Annotated in this window: 12 protein-coding genes; 3 read left to right on the plus strand and 9 right to left on the minus strand. The window is 47.3% G+C overall.

Annotated features, from left to right (window positions below):
- Positions 1-64: 64 nt before the first annotated feature.
- The 8 genes from BMW45_RS13565 to BMW45_RS13600 all read right to left on the minus strand — a co-directional run bounded on the left by BMW45_RS13565 (position 65) and on the right by BMW45_RS13600 (position 8,154).
- Positions 65-1,288: a nitrogenase component 1 gene (locus BMW45_RS13565; protein WP_092244483.1), complete on the minus strand. Its 1,224-nt coding sequence runs from the start codon at positions 1,286-1,288 to the stop codon at positions 65-67.
- Positions 1,275-2,558 carry a nitrogenase component 1 gene (locus BMW45_RS13570; protein ID WP_092244486.1) on the minus strand — a complete coding sequence of 428 codons (1,284 nt, stop codon included), beginning with the start codon at positions 2,556-2,558 and terminating at the stop codon, positions 1,275-1,277. The genes BMW45_RS13565 and BMW45_RS13570 overlap by 14 nt, the downstream gene beginning before the upstream one ends.
- A complete protein-coding gene (locus BMW45_RS13575; RefSeq protein WP_092244489.1) occupies positions 2,555-3,307 on the minus strand; it encodes a nucleotide-binding protein in 753 nt (250 codons plus the stop codon). Before BMW45_RS13575 ends, BMW45_RS13570 begins: the two co-directional genes overlap by 4 nt.
- A 14-nt stretch (positions 3,308-3,321) precedes the next feature.
- The gene (locus BMW45_RS13580; protein WP_092244492.1) at positions 3,322-4,107 is read right to left on the minus strand and encodes an ABC transporter ATP-binding protein; all 786 of its coding nucleotides are present in this window, start codon (positions 4,105-4,107) and stop codon (positions 3,322-3,324) included.
- Position 4,108: 1 nt separating this feature from the next.
- Positions 4,109-5,155, minus strand: a complete 1,047-nt coding sequence (locus BMW45_RS13585; RefSeq protein WP_092244495.1) for a FecCD family ABC transporter permease — start codon at positions 5,153-5,155, stop codon at positions 4,109-4,111.
- Complete coding sequence (locus tag BMW45_RS13590) at positions 5,156-6,193, minus strand: FecCD family ABC transporter permease (protein WP_092244498.1); 1,038 nt, start codon at positions 6,191-6,193, stop codon at positions 5,156-5,158. It lies immediately after the preceding gene.
- Positions 6,190-7,182, minus strand: a complete 993-nt coding sequence (locus tag BMW45_RS13595; protein WP_092244501.1) for an ABC transporter substrate-binding protein — start codon at positions 7,180-7,182, stop codon at positions 6,190-6,192. The genes BMW45_RS13590 and BMW45_RS13595 overlap by 4 nt, the downstream gene beginning before the upstream one ends.
- Before the next feature lie 174 nt (positions 7,183-7,356).
- Positions 7,357-8,154, minus strand: a complete 798-nt coding sequence (locus BMW45_RS13600; protein WP_092244504.1) for a helix-turn-helix domain-containing protein — start codon at positions 8,152-8,154, stop codon at positions 7,357-7,359.
- A 240-nt stretch (positions 8,155-8,394) separates the two neighbouring features.
- Between BMW45_RS13600 and BMW45_RS13605 the strand changes: the two genes are divergently transcribed.
- Entirely contained in the window at positions 8,395-12,294 is a 3,900-nt protein-coding gene (locus tag BMW45_RS13605; RefSeq protein WP_092244506.1) for a hemoblobin-interacting domain-containing protein, read from the plus strand.
- A 211-nt stretch (positions 12,295-12,505) separates the two neighbouring features.
- Here BMW45_RS13605 and BMW45_RS13610 read toward each other — a convergent pair whose 3' ends face one another.
- Entirely contained in the window at positions 12,506-13,186 is a 681-nt protein-coding gene (locus BMW45_RS13610) for a 4Fe-4S binding protein (RefSeq protein WP_092244509.1), read from the minus strand.
- Positions 13,187-13,590: 404 nt separating this feature from the next.
- Here BMW45_RS13610 and BMW45_RS13615 point away from each other — a divergent pair, with 404 nt between their 5' ends.
- Both BMW45_RS13615 and BMW45_RS13620 read left to right on the plus strand, forming a co-directional pair.
- The gene (locus tag BMW45_RS13615) at positions 13,591-14,289 is read left to right on the plus strand and encodes a GntR family transcriptional regulator (RefSeq protein ID WP_092244511.1); all 699 of its coding nucleotides are present in this window, start codon (positions 13,591-13,593) and stop codon (positions 14,287-14,289) included.
- A gap of 379 nt (positions 14,290-14,668) precedes the next feature.
- Positions 14,669-15,439, plus strand: coding sequence for an acyl-CoA dehydratase activase (locus tag BMW45_RS13620; RefSeq protein ID WP_092244513.1), 771 nt, complete (start codon positions 14,669-14,671; stop codon positions 15,437-15,439).
- The last annotated feature ends 6 nt before the right edge of the window (positions 15,440-15,445 follow it).

Consider the following 15,445-nt stretch of genomic DNA (forward strand, 5'->3'; position numbering starts at 1 on the left):
ATAAAGAAGGACAGGAGTGTTACATTCCTGTCCTTTTGAATGTTATTTCCTAATGCTGCGTGTGTCAGTGAATCCTCACCATTTCGTTGGTCCACACTGCCGCCAGATTTACCGCTCCCCGGAAACCGGCTAGCGGAGGCTCATAGGCATGGCGCCAGATATGGTCAGGTACTACAATCTGCAGGCTCTGGTCTCTTTTCGCCATGTGCAGCAGTTCACCGCTGCCCATAAGAAAGCCCTTTGAATCGCTCGCAACCCTTTCTTTGGCGGATTCATCCAGATAGGCCATATCTTCACCTGCCATTTCGGAACAATCACAATAACATTCGGTTCGTGAAAATCCAAAACATTCTTTTCCGTATTCCGCAATTCCAGGCACTACATCGGCATGTCCGGCAAGAACCAGCTTATTATCTTCTCTGTGGACACGGAGGAAGCGGGCCAGTACCGTCTGCATTGGCGCTATTTGCTCCAGTGCATTTTCTTTTTCCCGGCGGATAAACGATTTGTCCGCCTGCCTGCCGCATATGGCTGCCGCATCCTCCAGCCAGTCAAGGGTTCCCTGGATTCCATAGGGGCGTGCTGTTAGATAAGGCGTGCCAAAGCGTTCCTGAAGATATTTCGCGGCGGCTTCGCCCTCTCGGCGAATAACAAAGTTCAAATGAGCCGCACCCAATGTTTCCAGCTGCGAGATGCTTGTTCCGGAAGTCATAGTACACAAATGCTCCATTCCCAAGGCACCTGATGCCATCCGGGCGATCTCTGCGGCATCAGCATGATAACGAAACATGTCTGCACAGGAGCCAATGATGTTAAAGGAGGGCAGTTCCGTTTGATGCATTTCCTTAGGTAGGGTTTTACAGAGCTCCAAAAGGGTAAATTCCACCCCCTTGTGTCCGCTGACATCAAATCCTCCTGCAGTCAGCGGGATCAGGCGTGTATCGGGAAATTGGGGCGACAGCTCCTGAGCCAGGGCTTTTAAGTCTATTCCAATTACCTCCGGCACGGAGGAGGGCAGCAGGAAGATTGTTTTTATGCCCTGGTTTTCTGATACCCATTCCACCGCACGTGTCAGCCGGCTGGTATCCCCCATGGCAATATCGGTTTCTCCGATATGGGTGGAATAGAGCTTTCCGCCAAAGGAACCCATCCGATGAAGGAAGGTCCTTCCATAGGCCATATGTCCCATGCAGCCAAATTCTATCACGGCCGACTGGGCGATGCCGGATAAACACCAAAGTGAGCCCATCCGCCCTGACAGGGGCGGTGCTGTTTTATACAGTCCCATTGGTCCGTTCCTCCTTTCCTATCCTAAGCGCCCTGGTCATACGATTCAGCAGGTCAATGGTCCTTTCATATCCTATGTGACCGTATAGGTCCAGTACGGGCACGCTGGGCGGATTGTTCCGGCCCCTGCCGCCCCAATCCCCCATCACCAGATCCGGTCGCAATTCTTCAATGATCTGCATGTCGGCCTGCTCATTAAGCATCAGGCAGATGATAGGGTTTATATCCTGCACGGTCAGCATCTCTTTCCAGTGATTGTCTGAGGGATAAAACTCCGCTATGTGAATCATGATGGGAGACATTCCCAGGTCCGATAAATAAGCCGACAAGGGCAGCGGCTGGACCGTGCCTAAGTTTGCGCTGATATACTGCAGGGTTTTCAACTGGGCTGCTGCCGCTTTCTGCGCTCTTTTCCCTTCTTTTTTCTGTTCGTCAAACTCATATGCCATCTCTAAGTCCAAATACTGCCCGATCTGTGAATAAGTGCTTTCTATCTCCCGGACATTGTAAACATCGTGGAGGCTGACAAAAGGGATGTCATGCTCCTTAGCCATCCATTGGGCGAGAGAATCCATAAATGGGGAAAGGACGAGATTCAGTCTTGCGTCTCCGGAGGATATAAAGTCATCCAGCGAGGAATCAGGTGCCAAAAAGCGCAGGGGCACACCCTGCTGTTTTAGAAATGCAATCAGATGAGGCATGGGAACATGCTCCTCTAAGGCGCTGCGGCCAAGGACATTAACGGTCATTCCCTTACTGACGGATTTTTCAATGGTCTTTCCCATTGCCAGAAGGGTTTTCCAATATCCTGGCTCATAGCCGCCGCATTTAAAATTCCCAAAGGGAAGGTGGATGAGCATTGCTTTTACCTCTGGCTGTATCTCAAGACAGATACTTTGCATATCAAGGCCAATGAGCTCCGGCACACAGGTGGAAAGAAGCAATATAAGCCTTGCACCGGCTTGATCCATTTCCCGGATGGCCTCCATCAGCCCTTTTCGGAATCCAAATACCACCTCTTTGCTGTCAAGGACGTAATTCCAATGAAAAGCCTCCTCCCCATAAGGGGATGAAAGGGGGACGTTACGGCTGTAGTACCCGCATTCGGCGGTGCCGATCAGGAGTGTAGACACACCTCTTATGTTAGCGGCTAGTGCCAGAGCTGTGTGCATAGGGCAGTGGACGCCGGGATAGGCAGCAGGTGTCAGCTGGCGGACGGCAGTCATGCTCCTGACAGCTGACAGACATTTTAAATGTTTGATATCGTTCATGACAACCCTCCTTCCAGAAGCAGTCGGGCGAGGTCCTGATACCTCTTTGCCATATGGCTGTCAGGAAATGCCTCAACCACAGTTTTTCCCTGTTCTTCCGAAAGCTGCACATAGGGATCCCGGGGGATATGAAAAAGGACGGAAGCGTCTATTTCATCGGCGGCTTTTTGTACAAGACCTTCTTCGCCGTCAAAGTTTTTTGCGTTGAAAATCAGACCCCGCAGACCGGCATAGCCTCTGGGCGCAAAGCTCTTGACCGCTTGCGCGATGTTGGCGGCAGCGTAAAGACTCATCATTTCCCCGGAAGTGACAATGCATACTTCGTCTGCGTAGCCGCCCCGGATGGGCATGGCAAATCCTCCGCAAACCACGTCGCCTAATACGTCATACAGCACCACATCAGGAGAAAACACAGAATAAGCATCTAACTCTTCCAGCGTTTCAAATGCAGTAATGATACCCCGGCCGGCACAGCCCACGCCTGGAACCGGCCCGCCGGATTCTACACATAAAACACCGGTTTCACTTTTGAACACGATATCGTCCAGTTCTACATCCCCCTTATCCCGCAAAGTGTCCAGCACGGTTGGAATGTTTTTCCCGCCCGTTAAATTACGGGTGGAATCCGCTTTGGGGTCGCAGCCGATTTGCAGTACGGTGAGCCCCAGTTTTGCCATGGCAGCTGATAAGTTGGAAACCGTAGTTGACTTCCCAATGCCGCCTTTTCCATAAATAGCAATTCGTTTCATAGTATTAAACTCCCTTAGTCAATCAAATGGTATGAGATGCAGGCAGGTCTGCCGGTTCGGGGGTCGGCGGCTATTTCTGCATCGATATGAAAGGTTTCCCGCAAAACCCCGGGCGTCATGATCTCCTCCGGCGTACCCTGCGCTACAATGCTTCCACCCCGGATGGCCACGAGAAAATCTGAAAAGCGGGAGGCAAGATTTAAGTCATGGAGCACCATGGCAATGGTACAATTCCGTTCCCTGTTAAGCTTTTCTAACAGTTCCAGAACCTCAAGCTGATAGGCCATGTCTAAGTAGGTGGTGGGCTCGTCAAGTAAAATCAAGTCGGTCTCCTGGGCAAGAGCCATGGCAATCCACACTCTCTGCCGCTGCCCGCCGGAGAGGGCATCAACCGCTGCTGTTTCTAAACCGGTGAGCCGGGTCACCTCCATCGCCCATGTGATTTTGTCCTCATCCTCTTTCTTTTCCTTGCCCAAACCATGACGGCGGGGAAAGCGTCCATAGGATACAAGCTCCCTCACGGTCAGACCTGCTGGCGCAGTGGGCGTTTGGGGCAATATGGACATCCGCTTTGCCACCTCTCTTGTGGGAAGGGCCTGGATATCACTGCCGTTAAGAAGCACCCAGCCTTTTTGCGGCTTAAGGATACGGCCGGCTGCCTTTAAAATGGTGGATTTTCCGCAGCCATTGGGCCCTATGAGGGAAGTGACTTTTCCATGGGGAATCATCAGATCCAGACAGTCCACCACCCGATGCCCGTCATAGGCCAGCCTCAATTTTTTTGTTGCTATTGCGTTCATTTTATCGCCTCATTTCTTTTTTCCGCCGGGAAAGCAGGTATATAAAGTACGGTGCACCGATTATGGATACCATCACTCCAGTGGGCAGTGATGACGGCTGGATGACAACCCGGGCAATGGTATCGGCTGCCGATACCAGCAGCGCTCCCAGCAGAGCGCATACGGGCAGGGCAATGCCATGCCCCGGCCCTACTATGCGGCGGGTGATGTGGGGAGCCATAAGCCCCACAAAGCTGATGCTGCCGCTTACCGAGACACAGGCGCCGGCTAAGGCTGCCGCCATGAGCAGAAGTTTTTTCCGTTCCTTGTCCACAGAAACGCCAAGGCCGGCAGCGGTTTCATTCCCAAGACTCATAACATCTAAGATCTCTGCTTTGTATAAGGAGGCAGGAATCAGGATACACAGCCAGGGCAGAAGGGCGAGTACAAATGTCCAGTTGGCTCCCCAGATGCTTCCTGTCTGCCATGAGGAAACAAAGGCGTACTGGGTGTCATCAAGTTTAACCACCAGCAGGGTGGTCAGTGCGGATAACCCTGCCTGAATCGCGATTCCGGTCATCACCATGGATACAGGCGACGTACCTGCTCCTTTTTTACAGGAAAGGAAATAGACGAGAACTGCCGCAGCGCCTGCCCCCAAAAGCGCCAGAACAGGAAGCGTGAAAACGGCAAGGGGGGACCGGGGGCCAATGAAAAGTACATAAAGCACCACCATAAGCCCTGCGCCTGAATGGATGCCTAACAGCCCAGGATCTGCCAGGGGATTTTTAGTGACCCCCTGCAAGAGACAGCCGGATACCGCCAGTCCGGCCCCCACCAGCATGGAAAGGACTATGCGGGGAAGGCGGAAGGAGAACAGGATCAGATTCTCTTTTCCCCTGCCCCCGCCCATCATGGCGTGGAGGATGTCTGAGGGGGAAAGCTTGCTGTAACCGGTGTTCAGGCTGATAAGACCGGACAGGATAAGAAGAGCAAAACATGTGCCTATAACCATCGTATTTCGCATTGTGGTCTTTCTTTTAAAAAGGTTTATTTTATTCTGCGTCATTTAAGCAACCCTCCTTGTTTTCTGCGACAGATATAGAAAGAAGGGAACGCCGATGAGGGAGGTGATCACGCCCAAAGGAACTTCAAATGGCGGGTTTACCGTCCTTGCGCCTAAATCTGCCAGAACCAGAAGAAGGGCTCCCAAAACAGCCGCGGAGGGGATTATTTTTTTATAGTCCACGCCCACGAGAAACCGGGCTCCATGGGGGATGATGAGACCCACAAAGGAAACTGATCCTACCACCGATACAGAAATACCTGCCAATGCAAGCACTACAAGTGTGCAGAGACAATGGATAAGGGCCGTGTTAAGTCCAAGCCCTGTGGCAACATCCTCACCCATATTCAGTATGGATACATAGGGGGAAAGCAATAACGCACACAGCAGGGCAGCCGAAACAACAGGCGCAAGAATATAAAACTGCTGCCACGTTACGTTTGCCACGCCCCCCACGGTCCAAAACAGCACGTCCCTTCCTGCATCAAAGCCCAGGGCGATTCCCTGGCTAAACGCCGACAAAAGTGCACTGATTGCAGCCCCGGCCAGCACCAGGTCCATAGGACTCCTTCCGCCTTTGTGGGAGGCGGCAATGCCGTTAATCAGAAGGGCGCCAAGGGCCGCACCCAGAAAGGAGAAAATAATCAGCATGCCATAGCTTATCCCCGGCATAAATGCAAAGCACAATGCAATTGCAAAACCTGCGCCTGCATTGATCCCCATAAGCCCTGAATCGGCCATGGGATTGCGGGTGGTTCCCTGCATAATTGCACCAGCTACGGCAAGAGCCGCGCCAATCAGGCCGCTGATGAGCACTCTGGGCAGCCGTAAGTCTATGACCATAAGGTGCTGGGGGTTCCTGCTGTCAAAATGTGTGAAAGCGTTAACAACAGTATCCATAGAAATGTTTGCAGTGCCTTGTGTAATGGAAATACACAAAAGAAGCATTAATAAAATCATTCCGGCAGTAATGAGAGGACGCAGCGGGATAACACGCCTATGGTTTCCGCTTTTCATGGGTTTGTGTTTATGGATCATCATTTGATTGCCCGTACCAGCTTTTTGGCAGTTAACTCCATGGCTAAGGGCCCAAAGGTGTTAAGGGAGTCATCAAAATAAAGTACATTGCCATTTTTTACAGCGCTCATATTCAGCCAGACTGATGAAGCTTCCTGGGATTTTACAAATCCTTTGGCGGTATCAATATAGTCCATGAAGATGATGTAATCCGGGTCCATATCCGCCACCGCTTCCAGGGAGAAGGTTTCATAACCAAAGGTATATCCCTTGGGCGGAGTGATGCCGAAAGCATCGTAATAGCTGCGGCTGCCCCGGGCAACAAATGCCTTGCCTCCGCTGGTGCGGAAAATAGCAACGGTTTTATCCTGCTGACTTAACACTTTATGGGCTGACGCTATGGCGTCCTCAGTTTCCTTGATGATTTTCCCGGCCACATCTTCCCTGCCCACGAGTTCTCCGCAGGCAAGGGTCTGGTTCTGCCATGTGTCACTATAGTCCAGCAGTACTACGGGGGCGATCTGATTTAACTGGTCATATATTTCGTCCAGACCTGTGTGCCCGGCAAAAGTTACGATCATATCTGGTTTCGCTTCCAGAACCGCTTCCAGATTGATTTCCCGTGCACTTCCAAGATCCATGATTTCTTCGGTACCGCCATAAGGAATCAGTGTTTCATAGGTTTCCAGAGCCTGCTGAGCCGTTCCTGCTGAAGCCCCTGCCGAGGCGGCAACCGGAGTGCCGAGTGCAAAAAAGTATTCCAGATAGTTGGAATGGAGAATGGCAATGCGCTTAGGCTGGCTGGCCAGGGTTATAGTATGGCCGCCGGCATCTGTTATGGTACGCGGCCACGAAGAATCTTTGGAAGTATCCGGTACCTGCGGTTTTCCGGATTCTTGTGTACCAGTACTTTCTGTTGGTAAGGGGGTTACTGTCTGCTGTTCCTTTGAACAAGCGGATAACAGTCCGGCAGACAAAAGCAGTGCAAATAAAATAGAGATTTGTTTTTTCAATGTAGCACCTCCTGAATTATTGGTTAGACGAAACTAACTCCTGGATAATATATCAAACCATGGTGCTTATGTGAATGGCTTTATCCGTAATTTATATGGACATATCCTGAATTGTAGTTGGCAGCACGAAAAAACGCCCATGGAAAACTATGGGCGTTTCCTTGTACCGGCGGCTTATTCTTCCCTGAATTTGCTTGGAGGCACTCCAAAATGTCTCTTAAATATGCGGCTAAAATACAGTGCATCCGGGTAGCCTGTTTGCTCCCCTATGGTTCCAATGGGAATGGAGGTTGTAACAAGCAGCTCCCTGGCGCGGTTTAGGCGGTACGTCCGTAAATAATCTGCCGGCCCCATGCCTGCATACTTTTGAAAAACATAAAACAAACGGTTTTCATTAACTTCGTTTTGTCTGGCAAGTGAATTTACGGTTAAACCATCCATGTAGTGGGTATGGATGTACTCCGATACCGATTCAAAAAGCTCCTGTGCGCCGTACCTTGTCTGGTTTCTGGCACACAAGAATGTCTCCTCCAGCACCCGGCGGAACAAGGTTTCCGTTTGAAAGACCGCAAGACCGCCGGGCCGGTTAGAGGTTGCGTATAAATGATGAAGCATATCATACAGCTGGGGGCTTTGTCCGACGGCTATGCTGAAATGGGTATTCCTCAATTTCATGTGAGGTGATTCGTTGTAAGTTTCATAAAGAACAGAAACGAATTCCCAGTCTTCGTCTCCAATGACACGCTTGCGCATGGCGGTGTTTGCCGAACCATGGATAACAACTCCTGGTTTGATAAAATATGGCGTATCGTTAAACTGGTATTCAGCGCAGCCGGAAAGCGGGAATATAAACCCCGGATAAGATGCGGTTCTTTGTATACCCTTACTACCGGCTGGTATTTTATAACGGTATACCCCTTGTACTTTAAAAAGTGTGGCTGCAAAATGCTCTACAATCGTATTTAGTTCCATTGCCATGGCTCCACATCACATTCCTTAGATAATAAAAGTATTGATAGTATCACATAGAAAGGTCCTCTGTCTAAAACCTTACCGTATCATCATACCACAGGTCCTCTGCAAGGAAAAAGGAATTCGGGCTGTTGAGAAAAAGACTCATTCATTCTCTCATATCATCATTGACAACCGATAACCTCCCCGATATACTGAGATGGCAATGGTTAGTTGAGACTAACTTAAAAGGAGGATGGAATGGTTAAGAAAAAGTTGATTCAAAAAACAGTGGTACCAATATTGACAGCCGCTTGTGTACTTTCCCAGTTCGGCATAGCCTGGGCGGGTATAACAGGAAGCTCCCAGACAAGCAGAGACGGGGGCATATACACGCAGGGCGACTGGAAATATGAAAATGATGGCTGGAAACATTATGAGGCCTCAGGCAGTATAAGCGCCGGTTGGATTAAAAAGGCGTCGGGCTGGTATTATCTTCACCCGGAAAACGGTGCCATGATGACAGGATGGTTTCAGGATGAAAAGGGAATAAGATACTATCTGAACACTTCCAATGATGGGACAGAGGGCCAGATGCGCTCCGGCTGGTACCAGGCTGGCGGCGGAACATGGTACTTTTTTAATACGGCCAATGATGGAATCCTTGGAGCCGTGAAGACAGGGTGGCAGTGGATTGACGGTTATTGCTATTATTTTAATATTGCTGACGGAGCAGATATGGGAAGGATGTATACAGGCCAGACTACCCCGGATGGATATTTTGTAAATGGCGACGGCCGATGGGCGGAGTCTGACGGAACTGTTCATTACGAGGCCGGAAGAGGCCTGGCCTCAGTGCCTGCAGCAGAAAGCGCAAAGAAAGCAGCATCTTCTGGTGGAGGAAGCAGTTCTTCCGGAAGAGGCGGTTCCTCAGGCGGAGGCAGTTCCTCGGGGAATGAAAATAATGGAGGTAACTCCTCAGGCAATGAGAATAACGGAGGCAGCCCCGGCGGGAATGAGGGCAATCCTAACGAAGAGAATAACAGCCAGGAAGGTAAGGATGTTTTTGTTCATGCAGAAAAGACAAAGCTGGTAGATTTAGGCTGGATCCAGTATGCAGTTATCGCGTTCCAGGAAGGAAGTATAGATGATTATACCATTGATGTGGATGGGACAGATATTACGGACGTATGCACAAACGTAGATGATGACGGAACTGTGGTCAAGTGGCAGACGACCCTATGGAAGCCGAATACCATCACTGTTACCAGAATTTCTGACGGCAAAGAGCAGGGCATAAAGGTTGGAAAGGGCTCTACGGCAGAATTGCCGGAGAGAGGCAGCCTTGATTCAGCCCCAAGTGCGATCCTGACCAACGGATCTATATCTGTCTTTGACTATTGGCTGGATAATTACGATAAAGACGGCAATGTGCGTGTAAGGCCTGAGAAGACTACCTTTCATTTAAGCGGAAAGAATCAGGAGACTTCTTCTGATGTACCTGCCGATTATTACTTGCCGGATACCATGATTGATAAAGACGGAAAGGGCAGGATCCAGCTTAAGCTGTCCTTAAAGACTCTGGCACAGGAAAATTGGTTTGACCAGCTGAAAACCATTAAGGTTCTGGATACTGAGAACTCTATTTTAAACAAGAACCTTGTTTTTACAACTGTTCTCGAAACAGAATATGGAAAAACAGGAGTAATTACCATCCAGCTGCCTCAGACCAACCTTTTTGTCCGGGGGCGTTATCAGCTGAACCTGTCTTCCGGATACAGCAAGGCAACCATGAACGTGCCCCTTCATCTGGTGGATAACAGGCTTTTTGCGATGAACTTAAATACTTTAAACCCGAGCCCAAAAGAGGGAGAAGACTTTGCTTTTGATATTGTGGGACCGGAGGGAGAAAGCTTTGGAACAGAGATCCTGTCTCCGATTTACAGGGTAGATTTAACGATGCCGTCAGGTAAAGTAAAGTCTCTTACAAAAATAAACCAATGGTATGAGATTGGTCCCATGCTTCATATCTGCGGTACGGATACAGATGACAATGTGATTACCGATGAAAGCGGCATATATACGGTTACGGCATATGCAAACGGCTACCAGACAATGTCTAAGAAAGTAGAAGTTGGCAGCAATTCACAGACCAGGGCAGATGACCTTAAAATCTTTGCAGTAGCTAAACCTTACGGCATTGACGCCATGTCCAGCGCAACTGTTGCCATACCGGATGGCGGCAGTTCCGGAGGCTCTGGTTCTTCCGGAGGTTCAAAAATGAACGGGTACCTGATATTTGACCATGATCTGCTGGCGAACGCATTGATATTACATGAGATCGATGATGTAAATGAGGACAGCGAGGCAGTAGTGCAGTGGTGGTATGACCAGAAAGCACAAGCTGTTATGGATGAAAACGCTGAAATTTTTTATGATTTTACCCACTATTTAAATGCAGTTAAAGATGGAAAGCTGGGGACAGGAGAATATCTTTCCTTTGAAAAATATAAGGAGACCCAGACCGGAGGAGAGACTGGAAACCGCCCATACCAAATTAAGCGGGTCCTGGAAGATGGAAAATTAGGAACCGTTGAAAGTCTGCTTTCCGTAGTAGGAAAGACGGCGCCTGCCCTTAAGGGCGCAGAAGGAAAGCTGGGCGAGGATCTGGTGCTGACCTCTGATAAGGAGTATATTTCTAAAATAACAGCACTTTATCTGGACAATTCTGCAATCGCACTTAGAAGTGACGATTATATTACGGCTTATAAGATCAGCGAGGCAAAGGAAAGCGTTACCCTCCTGTCAAAAACAGAAGGAACTGGAGGCGGTACGCAACAGCTAACGGAAGAAGAGCACAAGCTGCGAATTGTGGCAGAGGGGTACAAGGAGCAGACGGTTGTTTTACATGTGGTAAAGGAATTGGAAATGTTTAAACTTTCTCTTGCTGAGAATCCAAACAAAGCAGAAGCTGAGGACGCGGCAGCTTACCGCGTAGGACAAAAGGTTTTCATCAATGCTTCAGCCGATGAAGACGATGAAAGCCAGAAGAAGCTTCGCGGTGACTTTGTGAAGAATTTAACAGGGATGACCCTGACTGACCCGGATGATAATACAAGGAAAGTGCTTTCCAAAGAACAGGGTGGAATATTCAGCCAGGATAATTATGAAAAAGGAGATTATTCTTTCACGCTGCAGAAAGATCTATTTCAGAAGGCAGGGCGTTATACGGTTCTGGTGACTGCTGAAGGATATACTGCCAAGACCTTGACTTTTGAAATTCTGGAAGCTGCAGGGAAAACGGTTGAGAATGAAAAATCAGCTCCTGGTGTGGAAACGACAAAATATGTGAAAGGAACGAACTGGGATCCGGCATATTATCGCGTGACCTTCGATACAACAGATGAGAAGGTAACAAAGGAGTATTTAAATGCAGATAAAACAGTAATTGTTAACGGAATTCCTTATAAAAAGGCCATATTGTTCTCCACTTCCAGGCAAAATGAGTTTAAGGTATCTAAGGATGATTCCTATGGCGTTGTAAAATATCTTGACTTTACGGCAGATGGCTTTACAGAAGAAGAAAACGAAGTGGTTATTGAGGTGAGCGGCTACGAGACATTGACATTTATAGTCGAGTTATTTGATCCGGATGAAGGTATGGAAGGAAAGTTTGCTTCTGTAACTCTTAAGGAAGAGGAAGAGGCTGCAGAAGCCAAGGAAGAAAAGACTGGAGTAACAAAGGAAGAACCGGGTAAAGCTGAGGAAGAAAAGACAGAAGAAACGAAGGAAGAACCGGGTAAAGCTGAGGAAGAAAAGACAGAAGAAACAAAGGAAGAACCGGGTAAAGCTGAGGAAGAAAAGACAGAAGAAACGAAGGAAGAACCGGGTAAAGCTGAGGAAGACAAAACAGAAAAAGTTAAGGAAGAACCAGGTAAAGCTGGGGAAGACAGTACTGAAGGCGTCAAGGAAGAACCAGGTAAAGCTGGGGAAGACAAAACAAAAGAGGTTAAAGTAGAACCGGTGGAAACTGCGGAGGACCAGGCAGATGATACCAAGGAAGTAACGGCTGAAGCGAGGGAGAAAGACACAAAAGAAGCTGCAGAGAGCAAAAAAGAAGGAATTCAGAAAGATACTGCAGGAACCGATGAGACAGTTTAATTCGTCTGTTGGAGAATAAAAAGATTAATTGAAAGACCGTGTAAAAGAGGGGTAAAATTTGCCCCTCTTTTCAGACTATAGACAAACTATAAAACATGATTTTTATATACTATGTTGAATAAAAATACAAAGTATCAGATAGCTTAGAATATCTGGTGATTTATCTTTTTACAATAAAATTGAAATTTACTTATCGTATATTGTTCTAAAACTATTCGCTGTTCCCAAAACGGTAAGGGCATATCGTCCGGCACAAAAAACACTTTACTTTAAATTTTCTGTCTTCTATTGTAAAAAATTTAGAGCATCCTTTTTTTCCGAATGAGGCAAGATCGTCCAATGCTCCCGCAGGGCAGGCTTCAACGCATTTGTTACAGTTATCGCACATGGTAGATTGAGCTTTTTCATCCGGCATTATCTCTGCATCGGTAAGAACAGCGCTTAACCAAAGAAGATTGCCGTACTGCGGATTCGTAAGTAAATAATTTTTTCCAATAACACCAAGCCCCGCGATTTCTGCGGCGTGTTTCAGAGAAATGTATCCAAACTGCTCTTTTCTTCCATCGCCTTCCACCCATTTGCCACCTGCTGCACTTATGACTTTTGTTTTACCCCCATCGGCCTTTATTCGTTTTGCTACCTCTTTTGCCATGTTGGTCATTGCAGTAAGCATTGCATTGCGGCTTGTGGTATATTCGGCTATATCGTTTAAGACTTCCGGTGAAAACGTAGTGCCTAGAACGATAACGGAAAGGCATTCCGTGAGTACATCAGTGGGCTTAAAACCGTTCGGCGCCAAACCAAAATCTTTGGAAGCTGCTATACCGACTACATTCGCCCCTGCATCCATTCCATATTTTTTTACAATCGAACTATTAATTTCAGTTTTCATTAGCATTAGCTCCAGTTTCATTATTAAGGAATCACAAATGATATTTTATAAATATCTTAGCATATGAAATATGACAATAGTGTGTCATGTTATGCTCCGAAAATATAAACAGCCTATAGTTACAACTAATGAACAAAATTTTGATGTACCTATTATACTACATACCAGAACGTTAATATAGCACTGAATATTTATTCCCGTATATATTCAGTGCTATAATATAAATTTGACTTTGTCTACACTCTGAAAAGAAATTTTCAAACATGGGATTGCCTGATATCGTAATGGTGAAACAGCAGCTGGCAGCCATGCCATGTATCAGAAACGAATTGACAGAAATCTGCAGTCAAGAGTATAATCGTCTCATAACAAAAAATAAGTAATATGAATTGAAGGTAAGGAATATGGATTATATGAAAAGTAACAGCCAGCCGGTTTCCGCTGATTATGTTTTCCTTAACATTAGAAAACGTATTTTAAAGCTGGAATTAGAGCCTGGTACCAGGATCAGTGAAAATCAGATGGCGGAAGAGTATGGGGTGTCAAGAACCATCATCCGTAATGCCTTTGCAAGGCTGAATCAGCTTGGGCTTCTTACGGTGTACCCCCAGAGAGGTACTTATGTAAGCTTGATTGATCTAAAACTAATCGGAGACCTGTTGATTTTAAGGACTGCCGTGGAGAAGGAAGAGCTTTATGAGCTGTTGTCCCAGAAGGACGAAGAGAAGATTGGAAAACTGGTAAAAGAACTGGAGGATAATTTAGAAAAACAGGAGTCCTACCGGGATGTGGAGGGGTATGACCTGGAGTTTCAAAAGTTGGATTCTGCATTCCACCGGGCCATTGCGGAAAGTGTGGAACGGTATAATCTTATAAAATTGCTGGAGGATTTAATGCTCCACATTTCAAGATGGCGGAATTTCGATGTGGCACTTGGCAAAAGGATGCCCTGCCTGATCGATGAACACCGGAGGATTGTCGATGAAATCAAAGGCGGCGATTTTGTCAAAGCCCAGCAGGCGATGGCAGATCATCTGGAAACCATATCCGAGATCAGAGCGAAAGCAAAGGAAAAGTATCCACAGTATTTCTTAAACATTTAATCCGGCTGGACAAGAAGAAATGGTCGGAAGTCTTCAGTCATATAGATTTCAAGCCGTTTGCAGCGAAAACAGCCGATTATTTGTTTATAAGAAAAAGATTGTCACAAATTAGACGATTACAGAGGAAGAAGGAGGAGACCACGGTTCCAATCAGGTTCCATATAATATCTAAAGAAAATCCTGATTTAAAAAAAGTTATTGACAAATACGACAAATTTTGATAATCTATGCATGAAAAAGTGTATCTTATTACATTTTATTTTTTATATTTAACTTGTATACAAGGATACACTTTTTCATAGAGCAACTTGTATACATGTATACATATATATTTTTTTCTTAATTATTGTTAAAAATTAAACAAAGAAAGGAAAAGACCATGTTCACATTAGGAGTTGACATAGGATCTACCACCTCCAAAGCGGTCATTCTGAAAGATGGACAGGAAATTCTGGCTACTTCCCTGATTGGGGCAGGGACAGGAACCGACGGTCCGGGGCGGGCAATTGAGGCAGTACTTGCCGAAGTAAGTTTAAAGCCGGAAGAGATAACCGCTGTTTATGCTACCGGTTATGGAAGGAAGCTGTTAAAAAATGCCGATGGCGAGATGAGTGAACTGAGCTGCCATGCAAGGGGTGTCCATCATCTGCTTCCGGAAGTGCGGACCATCATTGATATTGGCGGACAGGATGCAAAGGTACTTTCCCTGGGTGCCGACGGGCGCATGACAGAATTTTTGATGAACGACAAATGTGCGGCAGGAACCGGACGGTTTCTGGATGTCATGGCAGGAATCCTTCAGCTGAGGATTGAGGATCTGGAAAAGCAGGCGGCCCTGTCAAAACAGACCGTCAAAATATCCAGTACCTGTACGGTATTTGCTGAATCCGAAGTTATATCCCAGCTGGCAAACGGGGTCGAGATCCCGGATCTGGTTGCCGGCATCTGCCAGTCTGTGGCCAGCCGGGTAGCGGCTTTGGCAAAACGGGTCGGTGTGAAAGAAACAGTGTGTATGAGCGGCGGCGTTGCAAAAAATGGCGGGGTACGGAAAGCCATGGAGCAGGAGCTGGGTCTTAAAATTACATATTCACCAATGGCTCAGCTCATGGGTGCTTTAGGAGCGGCGCTTTACGCTTATGATAAATCATAAAAGGAG

The organism is Lacrimispora sphenoides (assembly GCF_900105215.1).
In the GTDB taxonomy this organism is placed as follows: Bacteria; Bacillota; Clostridia; order Lachnospirales; family Lachnospiraceae; genus Lacrimispora; species Lacrimispora sphenoides_A.

What these genes read in the sequence shown, in the direction of transcription:
- BMW45_RS13575 (WP_092244489.1), bottom strand. Translation starts at nt 3,307, where the DNA reads ATGAAACGAATTGCTATTTATGGAAAAGGCGGCATTGGGAAGTCAACT.
- BMW45_RS13570 (WP_092244486.1), bottom strand. Translation starts at nt 2,558, where the DNA reads ATGAACGATATCAAACATTTAAAATGTCTGTCAGCTGTCAGGAGCATG.
- BMW45_RS13615 (WP_092244511.1), top strand. Translation starts at nt 13,591, where the DNA reads ATGGATTATATGAAAAGTAACAGCCAGCCGGTTTCCGCTGATTATGTT.
- BMW45_RS13585 (WP_092244495.1), bottom strand. Translation starts at nt 5,155, where the DNA reads ATGACGCAGAATAAAATAAACCTTTTTAAAAGAAAGACCACAATGCGA.
- BMW45_RS13620 (WP_092244513.1), top strand. Translation starts at nt 14,669, where the DNA reads ATGTTCACATTAGGAGTTGACATAGGATCTACCACCTCCAAAGCGGTC.
- BMW45_RS13580 (WP_092244492.1), bottom strand. Translation starts at nt 4,107, where the DNA reads ATGAACGCAATAGCAACAAAAAAATTGAGGCTGGCCTATGACGGGCAT.
- BMW45_RS13605 (WP_092244506.1), top strand. Translation starts at nt 8,395, where the DNA reads ATGGTTAAGAAAAAGTTGATTCAAAAAACAGTGGTACCAATATTGACA.
- BMW45_RS13590 (WP_092244498.1), bottom strand. Translation starts at nt 6,193, where the DNA reads ATGATGATCCATAAACACAAACCCATGAAAAGCGGAAACCATAGGCGT.
- BMW45_RS13600 (WP_092244504.1), bottom strand. Translation starts at nt 8,154, where the DNA reads ATGGAACTAAATACGATTGTAGAGCATTTTGCAGCCACACTTTTTAAA.
- BMW45_RS13565 (WP_092244483.1), bottom strand. Translation starts at nt 1,288, where the DNA reads ATGGGACTGTATAAAACAGCACCGCCCCTGTCAGGGCGGATGGGCTCA.
- BMW45_RS13610 (WP_092244509.1), bottom strand. Translation starts at nt 13,186, where the DNA reads ATGAAAACTGAAATTAATAGTTCGATTGTAAAAAAATATGGAATGGAT.